The organism is Emergencia sp. (assembly GCF_048465375.1).
Taxonomy (GTDB): domain Bacteria; phylum Bacillota; class Clostridia; order Peptostreptococcales; family Anaerovoracaceae; genus Senimuribacter.
This window is the reverse complement of the sequence record NZ_DBFWLQ010000024.1, coordinates 470761-492084: the sequence shown is the minus strand read 5'-3', so window position 1 is coordinate 492084 and position 21324 is coordinate 470761. Positions and strand designations below refer to the sequence as shown.

The following is a 21324-nucleotide window of genomic DNA, read 5'->3' as shown; positions in this document are numbered from 1 at the left end:
AGCACGATGTATAAAGAGAGACAGACTATGAAAGTGATTGCGCAGGCACTGTGCCTGTGCCTGCTCCTGGGGGCCTTTGCCTTTGGAAATCCACAGGCAGTCTATGGGTGGGCGCCGTCGGAGCAAGAGCAAAAGATGAATCTAAAGGAAATCAAGAGCGAGGCTACAGTCAACTCATCGTGGGACCAGGAGGGGATGTATGACCAGTCCTTCTATGATGAAATAAAAAAGAACTATGCAGCCTCCTATGGCAGTAAGGACGAACCATTGCAAATTAAGACTGCAGAGCAGTTGGCAGCCTTCGCGAAGGTTGTTAACGAAACGGGATCATCAACATATGACTTCCAAGGCAAATATGTTGAACTAACAGATGATATTGAGCTTAATGGAGGTAAATTTAATATAGAGCGCTACAATAGCTACAAATCAGAGTATGAGATAAAAATAAGTGGGAGCTGTGACAATGTCTGGAAGCCGATTGGAATTGATCCCGATCATCCATTCCGAGGCACGTTTGACGGAAAGGATCACGAGATTAGGGGTATGGTGGTCTTAAATGAGCTTACTGAAGCTAACGTGTATTCCGGTTTTTTTGGGGTTCTTGCTAAAGGTGGAACAATTCAAAACCTGAGAATTCCAGGTGGGAATGTACTATCTGCTGTTAACTACGATTCTGGTGAGAAACAAGATTTTTCTACCTATGCAGGGGGCCTGGTGGGAAAGAATAACGGAAGTATAACGAAAAGTTATAGCACGGGAGACGTAGCGTCTATTACTAAGAGAGCTAAGACTACCTTTGCTCCTTACACTTCTGCCTATGCAGGGGCCCTGGTAGGATGGAATGGAAAAACGGGCAGTATAACGGAAAGTTATAGTGATGGAACCGCGATGTCTTATTCTTTTTCTACGTACACCAATATCTCAGGTGCAGGGGGTCTGGTGGGAAAGAATAGTGGGAAGATAACGGCAAGCCATAGTACGGGATACGTATTAACTTGTGGCGACGCCCCGAATCAAGCAGGCGGCTTAGTGGGGCAAAACGACAAGGGGGCGGAGATAGAGACGAGTTACAGTACGGGAGCCATGATAGCTTCTTATAATCGAAATGAACTTAAGTCTAATGCAGGGGGCCTGGTGGGAGAGAATCAAGGGAAGATAACGGCAAGCTATAGTACGGGAGGCGTGAAGTCTACTGCTATAAAGAATTCTACCCATGCAGGGGGCCTGGTGGGATGGAATGGAGATAAGGGCAGTATAGCGGAAAGTTGGAGCACGGGAGCCACGACATCTGTTAGTGAGTCTATCCTTGGTGGCACCAATCCGGCGTTTGCAGGGGGTCTGGCGGGATGGAATGAAGGGGTGATAACGGCAAGCTATAGTACGGGAGACGTGAAGTCTTCTGCTAAGACGAGTTCTGCCTATGCGGGGGGTCTGGTGGGAAAGAATGGAAATCAGGGCAGTATAACGGAAAGTTATACTGCAGGAACTGCGGGGGCTGTTGTTAATGGGGATGCTCCCAGTCCGGTGTTTGCAGGAAGTCTGCTGGGAGAGAATGACCAGAACGCAGGGTTGGTTGAGAATAACTACTGGGACAACACCGTAAAGCCTACCGCTAGTGGGGGGAGCGGGCAAAAGATAGAGAAGGCGGGAACTGCCCTGGACCCAAGGAAAATGACCGGCATGGGCCCGGGAAGGGCGGAGACAACGATGGACGGTTTTGATGAGAGTATTTGGGAATTTGAAGCGGACAGCGAGATAACCGGAACCGCACCGAATTATAGTCAGACATGGTACTACCCGAGATTAAAAGCAATAACCTATACGGATAGCAGCCAAAAACCAAAATATACCAAAACTGGCCTTCGCCTGTCCGACGACATCAGCAATCTGGAAATCACAGGAACGCCAGAGGCAGGGGAGACATTGACCGCCAAGACTGAGGGAGGATCTTCAGACGGCCTTCAATATCAGTGGTATGTGGAAGGCGTCGGTAACAAAGGAACTGCTCAAACCTATGTAGTAGAAGAAGAGGATGCGGGAAAAGAGGTCATAGTCACCGCGTACAAAGAAGCTTACGTAGGAACGCTGGAGGCCAGTGTGAAAATCCCATGTTCCGTAAAGATTGTAAATCCGCAGGAGAATCACATCCGACAGATTTCCGGGGAAGTATCACAAAGCGGCATCACAGGAGCAATGGAGAACGTGGTGTTTGAAGCGGAAAAAGGCTACTACTTCCCAGAGGATTACAGGGTAGATGGGGTGAACGGAGTCGAAGTGAAACGGGACAGCAATACGCAGATCACCGTATTTGGAACGCCGACTACGAACACGACCCTCACGCTAAACCCGACGACAAAGAAAGCGGATCAGAGTCCGCCGTCCGGCATCAGCGATGGTGTAAGGAAGATCAGTGGTACGGATAAGACCATGGAGTATGCGGCTTCTTTGGACGCTGTGAACTGGATTACCTGTGATGAGGGCACAACGGCAGTTGAGCCGGGCACCTGGTTCGTGCGCTATAAGGAAACAGACATGAAGAATGCAGGTGCTGCGTTTTCGCTGATGGTGACATCCGGCTCATCGGTTCCATCCGTTCCATCTACCCCATCCGTCTTCTATACGGTGACAATTGTTAACCCGACGGACAGTCACATGACCCGCAGCGTAGATGCGGGCAATGGATCTGATAAGCAGAACGTGTATTACACAAAGTCTATGAAGCCGGTAGTGTACAAGGCGGATAAAGGCTACTATTTCCCAGAGGATTACAGCATAGAGGCGGTAAAGGGGATTCAAGTGAAAAGGGACAGCTACACAGAGATCACCGTCTTTGGTATACCAACCGCGGACGTGTCTCTCATATTAAAATCTGCTGCCGGGAAAGCGGCCCAGAATGCGCCGTCCGGACTGAAGAACGGCGAGAGCCGCATCGTGGGGACGACAGAATCCATGGAATACGCGGCTTCCTCCCATGCGGAAAAATGGAGCGCCTGTAAAAACGGAAGTACAGCTGTGAAAGCAGGGACTTGGTTTGTGCGATACAAAGAGACTGCGACGAAAAAAGCAGGGGTGGCTGTCAGGATAACCGTAGCACCAAAGATCAAGGTGACTACCACCTATAACAGCGCCAGAATTTCCTGGAAGAAAGTCAGCGGCGCCGCCGGCTATCAGGTCTATCGGGCGAGCAGCCAGAACGGAAAATACAAAAAGGTAAGGACGACGGCAAAGACCAGCTGGACAAATGAAAAACTGACGACCGGAAAAGTCTATTATTATAAAGTGCGGGCTTACAAAAAATCAGGAAGTAAGACCGTCTACGGCAGCTTCTCAATTAAGACAAAAGCCGTGCCAAGGACCAAAGCGCCGACCTTCAAACTGACCGCAGGGAATCATAAAATACAGGTTTCCTGGAATAAGGTGAGTGGCGCGGACGGATACCGCATCTACCGGGCCAAGAGCAAAAATGGCAGCTACAGAATGATCAAGGATTCCCGCAGCAAACTGAGACGCTACACCAGCGTCCGGCTGACGAGCAACCACAAATATTACTACAAGATGCGTTCTTATCGGGTTGTCAAAGGGAAGAAAGTCTATAGCGAATATTCCGGGATCAAGAGCAAGAAGACCGAATAAGTAAATCGAAAGAAGTCATGGATGACGCAAAAATGACAGGCAATTTAGTCTGTCATTTTTGTCGTTTAGGAGGCATCGAAGTTTTCTATCTTTCATACACACTTCCGGCAGTCTGTACCAGTCTTTCCATGAGTTTCTCCATTTTGGATACAGCCGGGTGCTGCGCCAAACCGTAGTCTGCAGCCATGGCCGCAATCCGAGGGAATGCCAGCCAGGTGCTGCCAGCTTCATCTTCCCACACGGAGATTCTAAGTGGCAGCTCCAGGGAGATGCTTTGATCTGTCTGCATCAATGCTGTTCCCACCTTTGGTGAACCGAATACCAATACTGTCGTCGGTCTCAATGTGAGCCCAGCCTTTGCTGCGTTCTGTGCATGGTCGAATTTGGCGAATAACGGGATTTCTCGTTCCTCCAGTTCTCGTTCCAGATTCTTTACCGTGTCGCTGACGGAGAGCTGGCCTTCCATCAGATACAGCTTGTTGTCATCGTAATTGGTTGAAAGAAGATCCCCGAAGGCACCGGCAATGCGGCGGCCCAGGTTGGTAAAATCTACGCCCTCCTTATTGGCCATCAGTGTGACACAGACCAGTTCTTCAGGATCAGTGAAACGGCTGAGAAACATCGAATAGCCAGGAATGGAGCCTTTGATGTCCATCAGCCCGCGATGCTTGTAAAACTGCCAGCCAGCGACTGCCGGGACTTCTCGTCCGTCAGGCAGCTTCCACGGCGCATAGACCAGGGCGCGGTTTTCAGGGTCGTGAATCAGTACGGAACCTGCAAGTCCGATATCCCAGGTAGAGATATCCTGTGCGGAGGCCCAGATGTCAGAAAACCCCCGCAGCGCCGACGATGGAATCCGAGGTATGGGCGCGCCCTGTTCCTCATAGCTGGCGGCTGGTTCGGTCGGATCGATGTACTTTCCATCTTTTTTAAATAACTGATGGACGTAGTCCGTCAAAGAGACGTCTTCATAAACAAAATCCCCAAGATCTTCGGCAAAGCCGGTGTGACGGAGACCGAGATATTCTATTTGACGTTCCGTGACAAAATCGTGATAGGATTTTCCACTAACGATTTCCACAACTTCCGTCAAAAGCAGAAAGTTGGTGGCACTCTGCTTCACCTCAGAGCCTGGCACGAATTGCAACGGCTCATCTGAAATCAAGTTGATCAGATCTTGAAAGGACCACTGGCTGAAAAGGTCAAATTTGTCAGCCTCTCTGTAGTCTGCAATACCCGATGCATGGCGCAGCAGCTGCAGGATTGTAACGTCTTGCCAAGGTTCAGGTAATTGAGGAATCAATCGAGAGGCTTTGTCGTCCATCTGCAATTTTCCGTCTTCATACAGCTGCATGACGGCAACTGCGGCAAAAGCTTGGGAAATTGGACCGGCAGGCCATAACGTATTAGCCGAAACCAATCTTTTTTGCTTTGCGTCTGAAAGGCCGTAGCCTACGACTCTTGGAATATAAGGTGCCTGGACGATGGCTAGGGTCAGGCCTGGGATTTCCTCTTGCTCCATAAATTCCCAAATCATTTCATCGACAGTGCGCCCTAAGTAAGATACATCAGCGCTGCCTCTCATTTTCATCATTTCATGTTCTCTTGTATTCATTATGCTTTCTCACTTTCTGTTTCATAAGGCCAGTCTGTTATGCCGCCGAAATCGTAGACTTTCTTATATCCGAGAGCTACTAATTTGTCTGACGCTTCCTTGCTCCGAACCCCTGTACGACAATGAAGAAGGAGTACAGCCTCCTTGTCAGGCAGTTCTTTCGGCGAATCGTTTCCAATTGACTCGTTCGGCACGAGAATTGCGCCAGGAATATGTTTTTCGGCATATTCTTCTTCTGTACGGACGTCGACGATTGTGACGTCTCCTTTATCAATCATTTCTTTTGCCTCTTCAGCAGTAATCTTATGATAGGCGCTGCTGGTCTCTTGCTTTTCCGTTTTTTGCGAGTTTCTGCGTTCCATAGGGCAGGTACCGTTGCCGCAGGCTGACAATACTAAGATGCAGGCGAGCACCAAAGCCAATACCAGTGATAATCGTTTCATTTTTTCCTCCTCTGTGTAAAATCTCTGCGAAAGAGAGATACCACTACTGACAATCTGTAATTAATATAGTAACAGTTTATACTGTAATTATAGAAGTTACAGTTAGGGATGTCAAGTATTATTTGAATATTTTAAAAAATAATTTGACAAAGACGTTTATCACTTCTTTTCCATAGGGTTTATAATCAGCCTTCAATGGTCATAATACTGATAAATAATGGAGGTGTAACAGATGAATGTTGTAAATGCAGTGAAGAGCGCTGTATCAGAAGAGAACATGCTGATTTCTTTTTTGAGAAAGTTTGATGAAAACCCGTTTCGCGTCAAGATAAGGGACAGGGTATATGAAATAGGTGAAGGAGAACCGGCGTTTACGGTAAAACTGTCAAAAACGATACCTTTTTCAGATTTGATTACCAGTACATCTTTGGCACTTGGAGAAGCCTATATGGATGGCGTTTTGGAAATTGAAGGAGATCTTTATTACGCGCTGGACCACTTTCTAGGACAGATGGGAAAGTTTTCTACGGATCAGGGAGCCTTGAAAAAACTGATCTTTACTGCTGCTACCAAGAAAAATCAGCAGAAAGAAGTACGCAGTCACTACGACATAGGCAACGATTTCTACAAGCTGTGGCTGGACGAAACGATGAGTTATTCCTGTGGGTATTTCAAACGAGAAGATAATACTCTCTATGAGGCACAGAAAAACAAGGTGGATTATATCTTGGAAAAGCTCAATTTGAAAGAGGGAATGTCTCTGCTGGATATCGGATGCGGCTGGGGGTTTCTTTTAATTGAAGCGGCGAAAAAGTATCGGATTCACGGTCTTGGAATTACTCTGAGCCAGGAGCAGCACAAGGAGTTTGAAAGACGAATTGCAGAAGAAGGATTAGAGGACTTGCTCAAGGTAGAACTGATGGATTATCGCGATCTTCCCAAGTGCGGCTTACACTTTGACAGAGTTGTCAGCGTAGGCATGGTGGAACACGTCGGAAGGGATAACTATGCCCTATTCATAGACTGTGTGGACAAAGTCATGAAACCGGGAGGCTTATTCCTTCTTCACTTTATCAGTGCGCTGAGAGAAAATGCCGGCGATCCGTGGATCAAAAAATATATCTTTCCCGGCGGCGTAGTGCCCAGCCTGCGAGAGATGATTGCCTATTCCACTGAGCGAGGCTTTCACATACAGGACGTGGAAAACCTGAGACCCCACTATAATCGTACACTGCTCTGTTGGCAGAAAAATTACAGACAGCACATCGATCTGGTACGGCAGATGTTCGATGAGAGTTTTGTACGCATGTGGGATCTGTACTTGGCATCTTGTGCAGCGACATTTCACAATGGGGTCATAGATATCCACCAGATTTTGATGACCAAAGGTATTAATAATGACTTACCATTGGTAAGATGGTACTGATAAGGGAAATCAATCGTAAGAAGCTTTTGCAGGCAAACAGGTATGCCAGCATCAGCTTCTTTTTTAATTGATCTGATAACCATGTATAAAGGATTTTTCCATCAAAATTGCTGCATGTAAAAGGTTTTTGATAGACATTCTGCTTGTAACATGACAAAATAACAGTGAAAGGAGAAACAGCCAAATGGAAATAGGGAAGAAACTAAAGGATGCTCGTATAAAAGCTGAACTTACACAGGAGAATGTGGCAGAAAAAATCAGCGTATCAAGGCAAACGATATCAAACTGGGAAAATGAAAAATTTTACCCGGATATTATAAGTGTCATAAAACTAAGCGACCTTTATGCGATCAGCCTTGACGAGTTGCTGAAAGGAGATAGCAGAATGATAGAACACTTGGAAGAGAGCACAAATATTGTAAAGAGCAATCAAAGATTGATTGGTGCGATTATAATTAATATTTTACTGGTTGTTCTGTTGGTCGTATTAAATATGTTCATCCCGAATAACTATTTTTTTCTGATTGGAGTATTTTGTCTGACGATTATCAGTTCAGCAGTCTTGCTTTATCAAATTATAAGGAAATTTTAAGGAGGAATCTATGATGGAAATGAAAATAATCATATTTTTGGTGGCATTTGCTGCTGTAACACTCGTAGGCGCTTTTGAATGCAGCTATCAGATTTATCATATGACCAGAATAGATGCAGAAGCACGAGGTTTAAAACACCCTAAATTTTGGGGTCTGTTTGCAATGAATGGTAATAATTCGGGCGGTTTGGTCATGTATCTGATTGGCAGAAGAAAATACCCCGTCATAAATATGTCCGCAGAGGACAGCAAAGAAATAGAGAGACGGAAAAAATCAGCAGGAGCAGGATTGATTTTTCTGACCATTGGTGCAATGGGACTGGTTATCTGCATTATCTTTCAATAAGGTCAACAATTGTATTTTTAATCAAGGAAAAGAAGGTCTTCCATCCTTTTTTAATGATGTGAGACCTTCTTTGATTCATTTAGCACCCGAGACAGCGGAGCAGCTGCTGCATCTCCTTGATTCCTTTCTGCTGCGAAGTGATAATCGCATCCAATATGGGTTTTAGCTGGGGACAGATGTCGAACCCCAGGGCGTTCTTCGACATTTCCACTGCACCTCTGTGGTGGGGAATCATCTCGTGCATGAAGTCACAGTTGATTCTATTGTCAGCACGAGCACCGCTCATAGCTGTAAACATGGTCTGCAGGATTTGGTTTACCCTGCGCTGATACAGTTCTATGTCACGGTCGCAGTTTTGGTGTTCACTGCAGGTTCCCTGAATCTGACGCATGTTCTGGATACTCTCTGTTTGGGATGTAATAATATTTGAGGCAATATCCTGTAAAGGGATATTGGTCGTATATTTTAAGATGTTGTGGGACATTTCTATGGCTGCCATGTGGTGAGGAATCATCTGCACGATAAAATTTGCGGAAATACTGCTGGTTAATTCCGCCTGGGTCATCCCCCGTATCATTTCATCCAAAATACAGTAATAGGCAGAGAGATAGTTCTTTGCTACGTCGCTTAGTTGATTTGAATATTTCATAATTCACCTCCTTTTCTTATTATTATATGCAGGGGCACCTGCTGCGTTGAATCCGTCGCAATTGATTTAACAGAGGCAAATGGGGATATAATACTTCTATCAACTTTATGTGTAATGGGAAAGGATTGAATATGAATACATTTTTGATTGAAACTGTGATTGGACGTGAAATCATCGATTCCAGAGGAAATCCTACTGTAGAGGCGGAGGTGCGCCTTGCAGGCGGCGCCGAGGGACGTGGTATGGCTCCCAGCGGAGCGTCTACTGGCAAATGGGAAGCCCTGGAGTTGAGAGATGGTGATTCTGGGCGCTATGGAGGAAAAGGGGTTTCAAAGGCTGTGAACAATATCAATACGGTCATCGACGAGGTTCTGCGCGGTATGGATGCCCGCGATATCTACAAGGTAGACCGCGCGATGTTCCGCGCAGATGGCACTACGGACAAATCCCGTCTGGGCGCCAACGCAATCCTCGCCGTGTCCATCGCCTGTACGAGAGCAGCAGCTCAGGCCCTGGGACTTTCCCTCTATCGGTTTTTAGGCGGGCTTGCCGGAAACCGCATGCCTGTCCCCATGATGAATATCTTAAATGGGGGCGCCCATGCGGCAAATACTGTGGATGTACAGGAGTTTATGATTATGCCCGTAGGTGCAGCGTCTTTTCGTGAAGGCCTGCGCCAGTGCAGCGAAGTCTTCCACGCCCTAGCCGACCTGTTAAAGTCCAGAGGACTGGCTACTTCTGTAGGAGATGAAGGAGGCTTTGCACCGAATCTTGCCAGTGACGAAGAAGCCCTGGACTATATCTTGGAGGCAGTTGACAAAGCCGGGTATGAACCGGGAAAAGACTTTGTCCTGGCTATGGATGCGGCAGCAAGTGAGTGGAAAGGTGAACGACAGGGAACCTATCTTCTCCCTAAGAGCGGGCTGAGATTTACCTCTGCAGAGCTGACGGCACATTGGAAATCACTCTGCGAAAAATATCCGATCTACTCTATTGAAGACGGTCTGGACGAAGAGGACTGGGAAGGATGGAAGCTGCTGACCGAAGAGTTGGGCGACAGTGTCCAGCTGGTGGGCGACGATCTGTTCGTCACCAATACCCAGCGTCTGGCTAAGGGTATCGAACTTGGCTGCGGCAATTCCATTTTGATCAAGCTGAACCAGATCGGCTGTGTATCAGAAACCCTGGAAGCCATTAAGATGGCCCATGAAGCCGGTTTCACTGCTATCGTTTCTCACAGGTCAGGGGAAACGGAGGATACCACCATCGCGGACTTGGCCGTTGGACTGAATACCTGCCAAATTAAAACCGGCGCCCCCAGCCGCAGTGAACGAACAGCAAAATATAATCAGCTGCTGCGTATTGAAGAGGAGCTGGGTGAAGGCGGCGTTTATCCGGGATTTACAGCATTCCATGCCGAGGGTTTCCCTCGCTGAATTTTTTGGCTGTGAATCATTTTGAAATTGCCCAAAAACCTTGAGAGAAGCGGAAAATTTAGAACTCTGCATATGTAAATTCTTCCTTCTCTTGAACATGTATTGACAAACAGGGTGCAAAAAAATATAATAAAATACATGAGTTAGGGAATACTAACTTTTGATTATATTTAAATTGAAAAGGGGATTCGTTTTATGTCTATGATAAATAAAGAAATAAATGATTTTGCCGTACAGGCTTTTCAGGATGGTGATTTCAGAACGGTAACAAAGGAAGAACTTTTAGGTAAGTGGAGTGTGTTTTTCTTTTATCCGGCAGATTTCACCTTTGTCTGCCCGACAGAGTTAGAGGATCTGGCAGATAAGTATGCAGAGTTTCAGAAAATCGGCTGTGAAATTTATGCGGTATCCTGTGATACGCATTTTGTCCACAAAGCGTGGCACGATGTTTCGGAAAAGATTAAAAAAATCCAATACCCGATGCTGGCAGACCCGACTCACACCATTTCCAAGGACTTTGAAGTGTATATTGAAGAGGGCGGCGTAGCGGAAAGAGGCAGCTTCATCGTCAATCCAGAGGGTAAAATCGTCGCTTACGAAGTCATCGCAGGAAACGTAGGCCGCAATGCCGACGAACTGCTGCGCAGAGTGCAGGCCAGCCAGTTTGTCCATGAGCACGGCGATGAGGTGTGCCCGGCGAAGTGGCAGCCAGGTGGGGAAACCTTAAAGCCGAGTCTGGATCTGGTAGGGCAGCTGTAAGCCTATGAAAAATCAAAGAAACGACCAGATTTATGACGTGGTTATCATCGGCGGAGGTCCTGCGGGACTTACCGCCGCCCTTTATTTAGCGAGAGCCCGTCACAGAGTCGTCGTCGTAGAAAAAGAACAATTTGGCGGGCAGATTGCGACGACTTTAGATGTCGTCAACTATCCAGGCGTAGAAAAGACCAGCGGACCGGAATTGACAGAGACCATGCGTCTGCAGGCAGAGAACTTTGGCGTTGAATTTTTAATGGCTGAGGCTGAGGAATTATCACTTTCCGGGGATATAAAGACTGTGAAGACCAGCAGAGGAGAATTATCCTGCTTCTGCGTACTGCTGGCGGCTGGTGCAAAACCGCGGCTGGCAGGATTTTTAGGAGAAGAGATATTTCGCGGACATGGTGTCGCCTACTGTGCAACCTGCGACGGTGAATTCTTTACTGACAAGGATGTCTTTGTCGTCGGCGGAGGGTTTGCAGCTGCCGAAGAAAGCGTCTTTCTGGCTAAGTATGCAAGGCAAGTGACCATACTCATGCGGAGTGACGATTTTACTTGTGCGAAGGCGACTGCAGATATGGCCCGCAGTCACGAAAAGATTAAGATATTACCAAATGTAGAAGTAGAAGAGGTAAAGGGCGACTCGGTACTTCGCTATCTGCGTTATCGAAACCTCAAAAACGGAGAAGTGACTGAATACAGGCCGCCGGCTGGCGAGACCTTTGGATTGTTCATCTTTGCCGGCTATGAGCCGGCAACCGAACTGGTGCGCGACATCGCAGAGCTTGACGACCAGGGTTATGTGTTGACAGACGAGCGCCAGAAAACCAATGTAGAAGGCCTATATGCCGCCGGAGACATCTGTGTGAAAAGTCTGCGCCAGGTGGTGACGGCAGTTGGCGAAGGCGCCCTTGCTGCTACGGAACTGGAGCATTACGCAGCGGCCATGCAGAGAAAAACGGGTATACAGCCACGACCGCAAGGCCCTAAGCTGCCAGAAGAACGTGATTCTGAAGAAGTACATTTATCTGATGGGGAAAGCTTATTTACTGCGGACATGCTGAAGCAGCTCAACGCCGTCTTTGAAAAGATGCAGCATTCTTTGATTTTGAAGCTGTATCTGGACAACCGGCCAATTTCTGCAGAGCTGCGCAACTATATGGAGGTTCTGGCTGCGCTGACAGAGAAGCTTTCTGTCGAAGTCGCAGAAGAGGGAACAGATTCATCCTATCCTTGTGTGAAAATCTGTTCAGAGGATGGAACTGAAACCGGCCTCGCCTTCCATGGTGTACCAGGCGGTCACGAATTCACTTCCTTCATACTGGGTCTGTATAATGCGGCAGGACCGGGACAGGCGGTAGAGCAAGAAGTGATAGAAATGATACAGACCATTAAAAAACCTGTGGAGATGAAAATCATGATTTCTCTGTCCTGCACCATGTGTCCGGAACTGGTAACCGCTGCTCAGAGAATCGCGGCAGAAAGTGAATTTGTCAGAGCGGAAGTTTATGACCTGAATCATTTTCCAGATTTAAAGGACCGATATCAGGTTATGAGCGTACCCTGTATGGTTATCAATGACAGAGAACCTATGTTCGGTAAGAAAAACATCCGCCAATTGCTGGACATGATAGGCGGGTTATAGATATTGCGTATGAATTGGCATGAAAATTGACAGCATCTGCTACAGACAGGTGCTGTTTTTTCATGCATAGGAAATATAATCTGAGGAAGGTATTTCCATCGGTTTAATGAGGTACATAGTAGAAGAGATTTCTGTTTACTTAGTGAGTCTTACATGGTAGAATATGTCTAAATCATAGATAGAGAGGGCATAAAGAAGATGACTTCAGTGGTAAATAGCAATAATATCAGTGGACTGATACAGAGAACGTTGAACCATGTTGATCCGAGACTGGTAGACCATGGAAAGAGGGTTGCCTACCTGGTCTCTCGTATGCTGGAAACCTCAGGGGAATACTCCGAGAAGGAGAAACAGGATATTTTCTTTCTCGCACTGCTCCACGATGTCGGTGCATACAAGACAGAAGAAATCAACGAAATGGCAAAATTTGAGACTGTGGATATTTGGGAGCATTCCATCTACGGATATCTCTTCCTCTATCATTTATCACCTTTGAGGGAATGGGCTGATGTCATTCTCTATCATCACATTTCTGCAGATCACCTTGACGGTGTGGCGGAGCGAATCGCAAAAATCTCTCAGGTTGTGAATCTGGCTGACAGAGTAGATATGTTTTGGCTGCATCATCCCCATCGGGAGGCGTTGAACCAGTATTTAAACAGAAGCCGTGGCAGCCGTTTTCGCAGTGAAATTGTGGATCTTTTTATGGAAACCCAGCAGAACTATCATGTGATAGAGGATTTAAACGCTGAGACAGATTTGAAAAAGGTCATGCCTGATGTAGTTCTCAGCGCTGAAGAATGCGAAGACTATCTAAAAATGATGATCTTTGCCATCGACTTTAGAAACCAGCATACAGTGACCCATACGATTACCACCACCAGTACGGCACGCTTGATGGGGATGAATGAAAAACAAATACGTCATATTTATTATGGCGCTTTACTTCACGATTTGGGGAAAATCGGTATTCCTGTGGAAATCTTAGAGTTTCCAGGAAAATTAAGTCCTCAGGCGATGAAAATCATGCGCACCCATGTCAATATAACAGAAGAAATTCTCGCTGGTACGATTACTCCGGACATTACAAAAATCGCAATTCGCCATCACGAAAAACTGGATGGCAGTGGTTATCCCAGAGGTATGCGCGGAGACGAAATGTCGATGGAAGAGCAGGTGGTAGCTGTAGCTGATATCGTCAGTGCGCTTTTAGGCACGCGCAGTTATAAAGAAGCTTACTCCAAAGAAAAGACGTTGTCTATTTTGGAGGAACAGGCGTCCAATGGAAAGATCAATTCTCAGATTGTCTCTATCATCAGAGAGAACTTTGATGATATTCTTGCGGAGGTCAAAGACAAGTGTACGCCGATTCTAAGGACCTATTACGGCTTACAGAAAGAATATGAAGTTTTACTCGAAAAGCACCGCGGTATAACAGGTTGACTTTGGTGCCCTAAAATTGTATAATTTATGACAGATATACGGTACGTCAGACTAGAGATGACGTACCGTTAATTATTGCAGAAATATATTTTTGAATAGAGAGGTTCTTTTATGAAACACGCGGTTACTTATGAGCTGCTGAAAACAGATAGCAGGACAAAAGCTCGCAGGGGCATCGTTCACACCCCTCATGGCGATATACAGACGCCGGTATTTATGCCGGTGGGCACCCAGGCTACAGTAAAGGCAATGCGGCCGGAGCAGGTAAAGGAGATGGGCGCTAATATTATCCTGTCTAACACGTACCACTTATATCTGAGACCGGGACATGAGCTGATCAAGGAAGCGGGAGGCCTTCACAAGTTCATGAATTGGGACAAGGCGATTCTCACCGACAGTGGAGGATTTCAAGTTTTTTCCCTGGGAAAATTGAGAAAAATTACTGAAGAAGGCGTGAAGTTTCAAAGCCATATTGACGGGTCGAGACACATGCTGACGCCTGAAAAGGCCATAGAGATACAGAACGCTTTGGGATCGGATATCATGATGGCTTTTGATGAGTGCGCGCCTTATCCGGCTGACAGAAAATACGTCAAAGATTCCCTGGAACGCACGACCAGATGGCTGAAACGATGCAAAGCAGCCCATAAAGATATAGAACGTCAGTCTCTTTTTGGTATCATGCAGGGCGGTATGTACAAAGATCTGCGCAAGCAAAGCGCCGAAGAAATCGTCGAACTAGACTTACCAGGTTATGCTATTGGAGGGCTTTCTGTCGGTGAGCCTAAGGATCTGATGCTGGAGGTGCTTGACGATTGTGTAGATTATCTGCCGCAGGAAAAGGCAAGGTATCTGATGGGCGTCGGCAGTCCGGACTATCTCTTTGAGGGGGTAGAGCGAGGCGTGGATATGTTCGACTGTGTTCTGCCGACTAGAATTGCACGTCACGGTTTGGCGATGACCAGTCATGGACGTGTCAATATCAAAAATGCCAAGTTCGAGAAAGACTTTGCACCGCTGGATGCAGAATGCGACTGTTATACCTGTAAAAATTACTCAAAAGCTTATCTGCGTCATCTCTTCAAAGCTGATGAGATGCTGTCTGCGATGCTGTTGTCCAATCACAATCTCCATTTTCTGCTGAAGATGATGGAAAATATCAGAACCGCAATAGAGGAAGATCGATTTTTAGAGTTCAAGAAGGAGTTTTATGATCAGTATGGAAAATTTTAAAGTATGCCAACACGACGAATTTTGTGGAGGATGCATTTACCAAGGTGTACCTTACGAAGAACAATTGGCAATCAAAGAGGCAGAAGTAAAAAATATTTTTGCAGAAAAGGACATTCAGGCGGATATTTTCGACGGAATTGAGGGCTGTCCCGAGGAACATCGATATAGATACAGGAATAAAATGGAGTATACATTTGGCGATTTTGTAAAGGATGGACCGATTTGCCTGGGTATGCATAAGAAGAAAAATTTCATGTCGATTGTCACGGTAGACCACTGTCAATTAGTTGATGAGGACTTCAACAAAATTCTACGGTTTTCCCTAGACTTTGCAGTTGAGATGGGTTATAAACATTATCATAAGAAATCTCACACAGGTCTTTTGCGGCATCTGATTGTCAGAAAAGGGATCAGGACCGGTGAACTATTAATCAATATTGTCACTTCAAGAGAGGACGGTTTTGATGAGGAAGCTTATGTCAATGGTTTGTTAGCATTACCGCTTACTAATAAAATCAGTGGAATCTTAAGAACTTTAAATGACAATATCGCCGACAAAGTAACCTGTGAAGAGCTAAAAATTCTTTGGGGAAAAGATTATTATATGGAAACCATATTGGGTCTGCAGTTTCGGGTCAGTGCATTTTCGTTTTTCCAGACCAACGTTGAGGCGGTAGAGCGACTCTACAGTGAGGCTTTAGCGCTGGTCGAAGACTTTGCAGGCAAATCCGTATTCGATTTATATTGTGGTACGGGAACGATCAGCCAGGTACTAGCTTTGAAGGCAAAAGAAGTGCTGGGAATCGAAATCGTAGAAGAAGCAGTGGAGGCAGCAAAGGAAAATGCCAAGCTGAATGGACTGGAAAACTGCCGGTTTCTCGCAGGCGATGTCTTTGAAGTGCTGGAACAGCGCGAAGAGAAGCCTGATGTGATTGTGGTTGATCCACCGCGGGTCGGTATGAGTACCAAAGCGGTAGGCAAGATTGTCAGCTATGGTGTTGATCAGATCATCTATATTTCCTGTAACCCAAAGACTCTGGCTATCAACCTGCAGCAATTCGTTTATGAAGGTTATGCGGTCAGATATGCCAAATGCTTTGACAACTTTCCGGGAACGAAACATACAGAGTGCATCTGTCTCTTGGAAAGGAAAAAGAGATAGAAAGGATCTGATAGTTACAAATTGGGTATGAACAAAGTGTTATGTGTGTTGAGAGAAAATAAGGAAATCAGGGAAAAATATTTTTCGACTGCAAAGGAGGAAATTTCAGATACAAATTTACATTTAATGATATGGATTGGCATTTTTACCATTGTCATAGAGATGGTATTATTGTGTTTTGCTAAAATGCTCTTACCGTCATGGGTGCTGAAACAAGAGCATTTGCAGGTGGCTATGATCAATTTAGGCTTTATATTTTTAGCTGCGAAGCTGAAATCGATACACTACAAAAACGACAAAGTGGTGGCGAATCTCTGTATGATATATATGCTGCTGATTGCAACATGTATCATCAAAATTGACGTATTCTACGAGCCAGAAACTTTGAGCTCTTTTATTCCGCTCTTGTTTGTAGTGACACCGGCGGCTTTCGTATTGAGTCTTTTCAGAATCTATTTGACGATGATACTGGTAGAAATTGAATATATTATCGCATTGTTCATGGTAAAGGACGCCATACTTGTTTACGCGGATATTTTCTATTCACTGGCAGGGCTTTCTTTTGGCATGCTGGTGACTGCCATCATTCTCAGATTGAGGAGCAAAGATAATTACGACAAACTGACATACAGGCATCTATCTATGACGGATTCTTTGACAGGCGTGCTGAACAAATCCACTGCCCTCAGTCAAATTGGCCGTTACCTGCTGACTAGGATTGACAATACCAATTGCGCGCTTCTTATCATCGATTTGGACAATTTTAAGAAAGTCAATGATAAATATGGTCATCAAGTTGGAGACCGGTTGTTAAATCAGGTGGGCGAGATTTTGCATGAAGCTTTCAGAGGCAATGATATTGTAGGCCGTTTTGGCGGCGATGAGTTTGTCGTCCTGATGAAAAATATCTTTGACGATGAAATCATTGAGAGAAAGTGTGAAGAGATTTTAAGTCTGCTTGAAAGTTTGACGTTAGATGAGGAAAACTTTAAGATATCCTGCAGCATGGGCGCAGTCATCGCGAAAAAGAAAAATGAAAGTTTGGAGCGGCTATTTAAGATTGCAGACGATGCGCTTTATGAAGCGAAGGCAATGGGGAAGAACGGCCTGGTTAAAAAGATAGATAAATAATATGGGTCATTTCTAAATGAAGGAAAGACACTCTGCGGAAAGCGGGGTGTTTTTTCTCTGGAATGAATTGAAAGCGAGGTGAAAGCACGGTATAATGTTTTCACGACCTAACGACGTTTTCATAATATTATTTGAAATCGTGATTTTTTGTATATGAAGAGGAGGGACTGATATATGCAAAACTTTATCAAAGCATTGACCAGCGAAAGGAAAAATACAGAGCTGCCCGAAGACTGCAACTATTTCGGGAAACTGATCGGCAGCTGGAAAATCGACTATATCGACAACAGCACTTCTCGCGTGCGAAAAGGCGAATGGCATTTTTCATGGGTGCTTGAAGGAATGGCGATACAGGATGTGATTGTCCTGCCCGGTTTTGAATACGGAACAACACTTCGCGTTTTCAACCCTGACACGCGAGGCTGGGATGTGGCATATTGCTTTACCGGCAAAATTATGCGGTTTGAGGCAAGAAAGCAGGGTGACAGAATCGTCCTTACGAATACGGAGGACGATAGAAGAAAATGGGTCTTTGCCAAAATCGAGGACAAGCATTTTCATTGGCAGGACGTTATGGTTGAAGATGACGGCAAGTGGCATGTTAATTTTGATCTATATGCCAAGCGCATGAAATAAGCATTCTATGCATATGAAAATATGGTAATAATCTGGATTGATGCCCATCCTGACGTGTCCACCACAGAAGACGGTTATCCCAACGCTCACGCCATGGTGCTGGGTTCCCTTTTGGGGTATGGAGCATCACAGCTTTCTGAACAGATGGAGAACAAAAGGTTTAAAGCCGATGAAGTGATGTATGTCGGCCTGCAGCCGCTGCATGAGTACCAGGAGAACTTTTTAAAAGGCATAGGCGATGGCTCCGGCGGCGGGAAGATGACGATGGAAAGTGCCGCCGAGGTGCTGAAGGTTATCACAGAGGAATCTGACGTGGTCGGCTTTACTATTGCAGAGTACCTGCCTTTTGATGAACATAAGCTGCACAAGATGTTCTCTGAAATAAAACTGTTTACGGAATACGGGGAGGTGTTCGGATGAACTTTGCATTGTGGATAGCAATAGGCGCGGCGATCATATGTGCCGCCGTTGCAATATATTACGGGCATAAAAGAAAAAAATAGTGTTTAGAAGTCGAAAGAGGTGCTTGAGGATATGAAAAGATACGTTGCCTTGTTAAGAGGAATTAATGTAGGCGGAAAGAATAAAATACCAATGGCAGAGTTAAAAAAGGGATTCGAAAAGCTCGATTTTGAAGAGGTTAAGACATATCTGAACAGCGGTAATGTGATTTTCTCAAGTGGTAATGAGGAAATAGAAAAGCTGACAAAACAGATTGAAACAATGATAAAAGAACAGTTTGGTTTTGATATTCCTGTATTTGTTATCCCTCAGAAAAGACTGGAGGAGATTCTGCTCAATGCCCCGGAGTGGTGGGGAGATGACAATAAAGAAATCTATGATAATCTGATTTTTATGATACCGCCGGCCACATTTTCTGATGTATTTCATGAAATCGGTGAGCCAAAGGAAGGATTGGAAAAGATACAGAATTACAAAGAAACGATATTCTGGTCTTTTCGTCTGAAAGAGTATCAAAAAACCAATTGGTGGCCTAAGACGGCAAGTACAACGATCAGCGACAAGCTGACGATCAGAACTGCCAACACCACTAGAAAAATCGTTAATATGTAATTGCGATTCAAATTCGAATTTGTAGGGGTGCTGAGATGATAAATATTATGGAAACAGAACGTTTGTTTCTCCGTCCGCTTACACTTGAAGATGCAGATATCGCTTATTATGGGTGGACGGGCGATGCGGAAGTAGCAGAATATGTAAGTTGGCTTCCTCACCGTTCGATTGATGATACAATTGAATGGCTGAAGGAAATCGAGTGGAAACAGGATGATATAGGAAATATTTTAGAAAATGACAATTACATTTGGGGATTTGTATTGAAAGAAACAGGGCAGCTTTTTGGTTCTGGTGGGTTAATTTGGGAAGAACGATGGCAACAATTTCAAATCGGATATAACATCATGAAAACGCATTGGAATCACGGATATACCACCGAAGCGATGCAGGCAATACTCAGTTTTGCCGCCGCCAATTTGAGAATAAAACGAATTGCTGGCAGTCATGCAAAGGAAAACCTTGCTTCTGCAAAGGTGCTTGAAAAGCTTGGCTTCGTTTATGAAAGAGATGGTATTGTTTCCCATGTTGATGGTGTTCGTCATTTTGATAACCGAGAATATTTTTTAGAGTTGAGCAGATAAAATGCAGTTTAGGGTACTATGAAAAATATGAAATTGTCAGATCTTGGGTTATTCAGAAATAGAGATTGAGGTGAAGGTATTGAGAGCGATACATCATGCAGTTTTAAATGAAATTAGTTGTTCATCGACAATTCCGCAAACTATTTTAGATGTCGGCTGCGGAGATGGGGCGTTTACGCAAGCAGTTTCTGCGGCATTTCCGCATAGCGATATTACTGCTGTTGACACTTCTGTTCCCAAGTCTTTTTCATCTGACAATATAACATTTGTGAAAGGAAGTGTTGAACAACTGCCCTTTGTTTCAGAATCGTTTGACTTGGTTATTACCGTACTGTCGTTACATCACTGGAAAGAAAAAAACAGAGGAGTCAGCGAAATATATCGAGTTCTTAAAAAAGGCGGCAGAATTATCATCGGTGATCCGTTACTTGAAGATTGGATGAGCAATCGTATTCTTGGATTGTTAATGCAGAAATTAGATGGCGGCATCTTTACAGATAAAAAAAGAGTAAGCGGATATTTAAACACGGCCGGATTTGAGGATATAAGTATAGGGCTTATCCCCAATACGATGAAGTCGCTATATCTTATTACGGCAAAAAAGTAATATAATTTCCAGGTTATCGGGCAGAACAACATTTCATCAAAGAATCATACCTATCAAATTACTTATAAATAAAAAAGTACATTGCTTCTCAAATGAGATGCAGTGTACTTTTTCCATTTTAGGGAAATGTCCTACACCATGGCAGCTCCATCGACGGATAGAATTTCCCCGTTCACATAAGTGGCCAGGTCGCTGGCGAGGAAGAGAAAGGCGTTGGCAATATCCTGCGGCTCGCCCAGACGTTTTAGCGGAATACCTTCTGTAACGCTTTTTCGCAGCTCTTCTGGCAGGGATTTGAACATGTCGGTTTCGATGATGCCCGGCGCTACGGCGTTGACGCGGATGTTGTCTTTGCCCAATTCCCTGGCAAGAGACTTGGTCAGGCCGTTGACGGCAAACTTTGACGTCGGGTATCCGACACCGGCAGCCTGTCCGTAGAGGCTGACCATGGAGCTGGTATTCAGGATGACGCCGCCTCCCTGGGTTTTCATGATGGGGGCGGCCGCTTTGGCACAGTTGAACACCGCCTTCACATTGAGGTTGATGATTTTTTCAAAGGACTCTGACGTATATTCATAGAAGGACTCTTTTGACGAAATGCCTGCATTATTGATCAAAATGTCAATCCTGCCGGACTTTTCCTTCACTTCTTTGATCGCTTTCTGCACCTGATCAAAATTTGTGATATCGGGATGCATTCCCTCGGCATCAGCGTTTGGAATCTCCTTTTTCAGCTGTTCAAGAGCTTTTTCCACCGTTTCCTTTCTCGTCCCAAAGATAAAAACCTTTGCGCCGTTTTTCAGGAACGTCTTTGCAGTCTGATAGCCGATGCCCCTTGTTCCGCCTGTAATGACTGCGACTTTATTTTCTAACATATTCTAACCTCCAAATTTGTAATGTTGATTTGTGC

At 45.2% G+C, this 21324-nt stretch carries 20 protein-coding genes; 16 read left to right on the top strand and 4 right to left on the bottom strand.

Going from position 1 to position 21324, the window contains the following annotated elements; genetic code table 11:
* The first annotated feature begins 6 nt into the window (after positions 1-6).
* Positions 7-3633 carry a GLUG motif-containing protein gene (locus ACMQ5W_RS17495; protein ID WP_419026275.1) on the top strand — a complete coding sequence of 1209 codons (3627 nt, stop codon included), beginning with the start codon at positions 7-9 and terminating at the stop codon, positions 3631-3633.
* 85 nt (positions 3634-3718) lie between these two features.
* On the opposite strand, the gene ACMQ5W_RS17490 is transcribed toward ACMQ5W_RS17495, so the two are convergent.
* The gene (locus ACMQ5W_RS17490) at positions 3719-5227 is read right to left on the bottom strand and encodes a serine hydrolase (RefSeq protein WP_419026274.1); all 1509 of its coding nucleotides are present in this window, start codon (positions 5225-5227) and stop codon (positions 3719-3721) included.
* 20 nt (positions 5228-5247) lie between these two features.
* The gene (locus ACMQ5W_RS17485; protein ID WP_419026273.1) at positions 5248-5691 is read right to left on the bottom strand and encodes a rhodanese-like domain-containing protein; all 444 of its coding nucleotides are present in this window, start codon (positions 5689-5691) and stop codon (positions 5248-5250) included.
* 232 nt (positions 5692-5923) lie between these two features.
* Here ACMQ5W_RS17485 and ACMQ5W_RS17480 point away from each other — a divergent pair, with 232 nt between their 5' ends.
* From ACMQ5W_RS17480 to ACMQ5W_RS17470, 3 genes are all read left to right on the top strand, one after another.
* Positions 5924-7117, top strand: a complete 1194-nt coding sequence (locus tag ACMQ5W_RS17480; protein WP_419026272.1) for a class I SAM-dependent methyltransferase — start codon at positions 5924-5926, stop codon at positions 7115-7117.
* A 184-nt stretch (positions 7118-7301) separates the two neighbouring features.
* The gene (locus ACMQ5W_RS17475) at positions 7302-7709 is read left to right on the top strand and encodes a helix-turn-helix transcriptional regulator (protein ID WP_148491895.1); all 408 of its coding nucleotides are present in this window, start codon (positions 7302-7304) and stop codon (positions 7707-7709) included.
* Positions 7710-7719: 10 nt separating this feature from the next.
* Entirely contained in the window at positions 7720-8055 is a 336-nt protein-coding gene (locus ACMQ5W_RS17470; protein WP_419026271.1) for a hypothetical protein, read from the top strand.
* A 79-nt stretch (positions 8056-8134) separates the two neighbouring features.
* On the opposite strand, the gene ACMQ5W_RS17465 is transcribed toward ACMQ5W_RS17470, so the two are convergent.
* The gene (locus ACMQ5W_RS17465; RefSeq protein WP_419026270.1) at positions 8135-8704 is read right to left on the bottom strand and encodes a DUF305 domain-containing protein; all 570 of its coding nucleotides are present in this window, start codon (positions 8702-8704) and stop codon (positions 8135-8137) included.
* 131 nt (positions 8705-8835) lie between these two features.
* Between ACMQ5W_RS17465 and eno the strand changes: the two genes are divergently transcribed.
* From eno to ACMQ5W_RS17405, 12 genes are all read left to right on the top strand, one after another.
* Complete coding sequence (gene eno, locus ACMQ5W_RS17460) at positions 8836-10140, top strand: phosphopyruvate hydratase (RefSeq protein WP_419026269.1); 1305 nt, start codon at positions 8836-8838, stop codon at positions 10138-10140.
* A 195-nt stretch (positions 10141-10335) separates the two neighbouring features.
* Positions 10336-10899 carry an alkyl hydroperoxide reductase subunit C gene (gene ahpC / locus ACMQ5W_RS17455; RefSeq protein ID WP_419026268.1) on the top strand — a complete coding sequence of 188 codons (564 nt, stop codon included), beginning with the start codon at positions 10336-10338 and terminating at the stop codon, positions 10897-10899.
* A gap of 4 nt (positions 10900-10903) precedes the next feature.
* Complete coding sequence (locus tag ACMQ5W_RS17450) at positions 10904-12544, top strand: FAD-dependent oxidoreductase (protein ID WP_419026267.1); 1641 nt, start codon at positions 10904-10906, stop codon at positions 12542-12544.
* 207 nt (positions 12545-12751) lie between these two features.
* Complete coding sequence (locus tag ACMQ5W_RS17445; RefSeq protein WP_419026266.1) at positions 12752-13987, top strand: HD-GYP domain-containing protein; 1236 nt, start codon at positions 12752-12754, stop codon at positions 13985-13987.
* A gap of 111 nt (positions 13988-14098) precedes the next feature.
* Positions 14099-15220, top strand: a complete 1122-nt coding sequence (tgt, locus tag ACMQ5W_RS17440; protein WP_419026265.1) for a tRNA guanosine(34) transglycosylase Tgt — start codon at positions 14099-14101, stop codon at positions 15218-15220.
* Complete coding sequence (gene rlmD, locus ACMQ5W_RS17435; RefSeq protein ID WP_419026264.1) at positions 15207-16382, top strand: 23S rRNA (uracil(1939)-C(5))-methyltransferase RlmD; 1176 nt, start codon at positions 15207-15209, stop codon at positions 16380-16382. The genes tgt and rlmD overlap by 14 nt, the downstream gene beginning before the upstream one ends.
* Positions 16383-16430: 48 nt before the next feature.
* The gene (locus ACMQ5W_RS17430; protein ID WP_419026263.1) at positions 16431-17513 is read left to right on the top strand and encodes a GGDEF domain-containing protein; all 1083 of its coding nucleotides are present in this window, start codon (positions 16431-16433) and stop codon (positions 17511-17513) included.
* Positions 17514-17687: 174 nt separating this feature from the next.
* The gene (locus ACMQ5W_RS17425) at positions 17688-18149 is read left to right on the top strand and encodes a hypothetical protein (RefSeq protein ID WP_419026262.1); all 462 of its coding nucleotides are present in this window, start codon (positions 17688-17690) and stop codon (positions 18147-18149) included.
* A gap of 21 nt (positions 18150-18170) precedes the next feature.
* Positions 18171-18569 (top strand): arginase family protein, encoded by a 399-nt coding sequence (locus tag ACMQ5W_RS17420; protein ID WP_419026261.1) that lies wholly within the window; start codon positions 18171-18173, stop codon positions 18567-18569.
* A gap of 114 nt (positions 18570-18683) precedes the next feature.
* Positions 18684-19223, top strand: coding sequence for a DUF1697 domain-containing protein (locus tag ACMQ5W_RS17415; RefSeq protein WP_419026260.1), 540 nt, complete (start codon positions 18684-18686; stop codon positions 19221-19223).
* A 35-nt stretch (positions 19224-19258) separates the two neighbouring features.
* Entirely contained in the window at positions 19259-19807 is a 549-nt protein-coding gene (locus tag ACMQ5W_RS17410; RefSeq protein ID WP_419026259.1) for a GNAT family N-acetyltransferase, read from the top strand.
* Between the two features lie 70 nt (positions 19808-19877).
* On the top strand, positions 19878-20414 hold the full coding sequence (locus ACMQ5W_RS17405) for a class I SAM-dependent methyltransferase (RefSeq protein WP_419026258.1): 537 nt from the start codon (positions 19878-19880) through the stop codon (positions 20412-20414).
* 131 nt (positions 20415-20545) lie between these two features.
* Here the strand turns inward: ACMQ5W_RS17405 and ACMQ5W_RS17400 are convergent, their stop codons facing one another.
* Positions 20546-21289, bottom strand: a complete 744-nt coding sequence (locus ACMQ5W_RS17400; RefSeq protein WP_419026257.1) for an SDR family NAD(P)-dependent oxidoreductase — start codon at positions 21287-21289, stop codon at positions 20546-20548.
* Positions 21290-21324 lie beyond the last annotated feature (35 nt).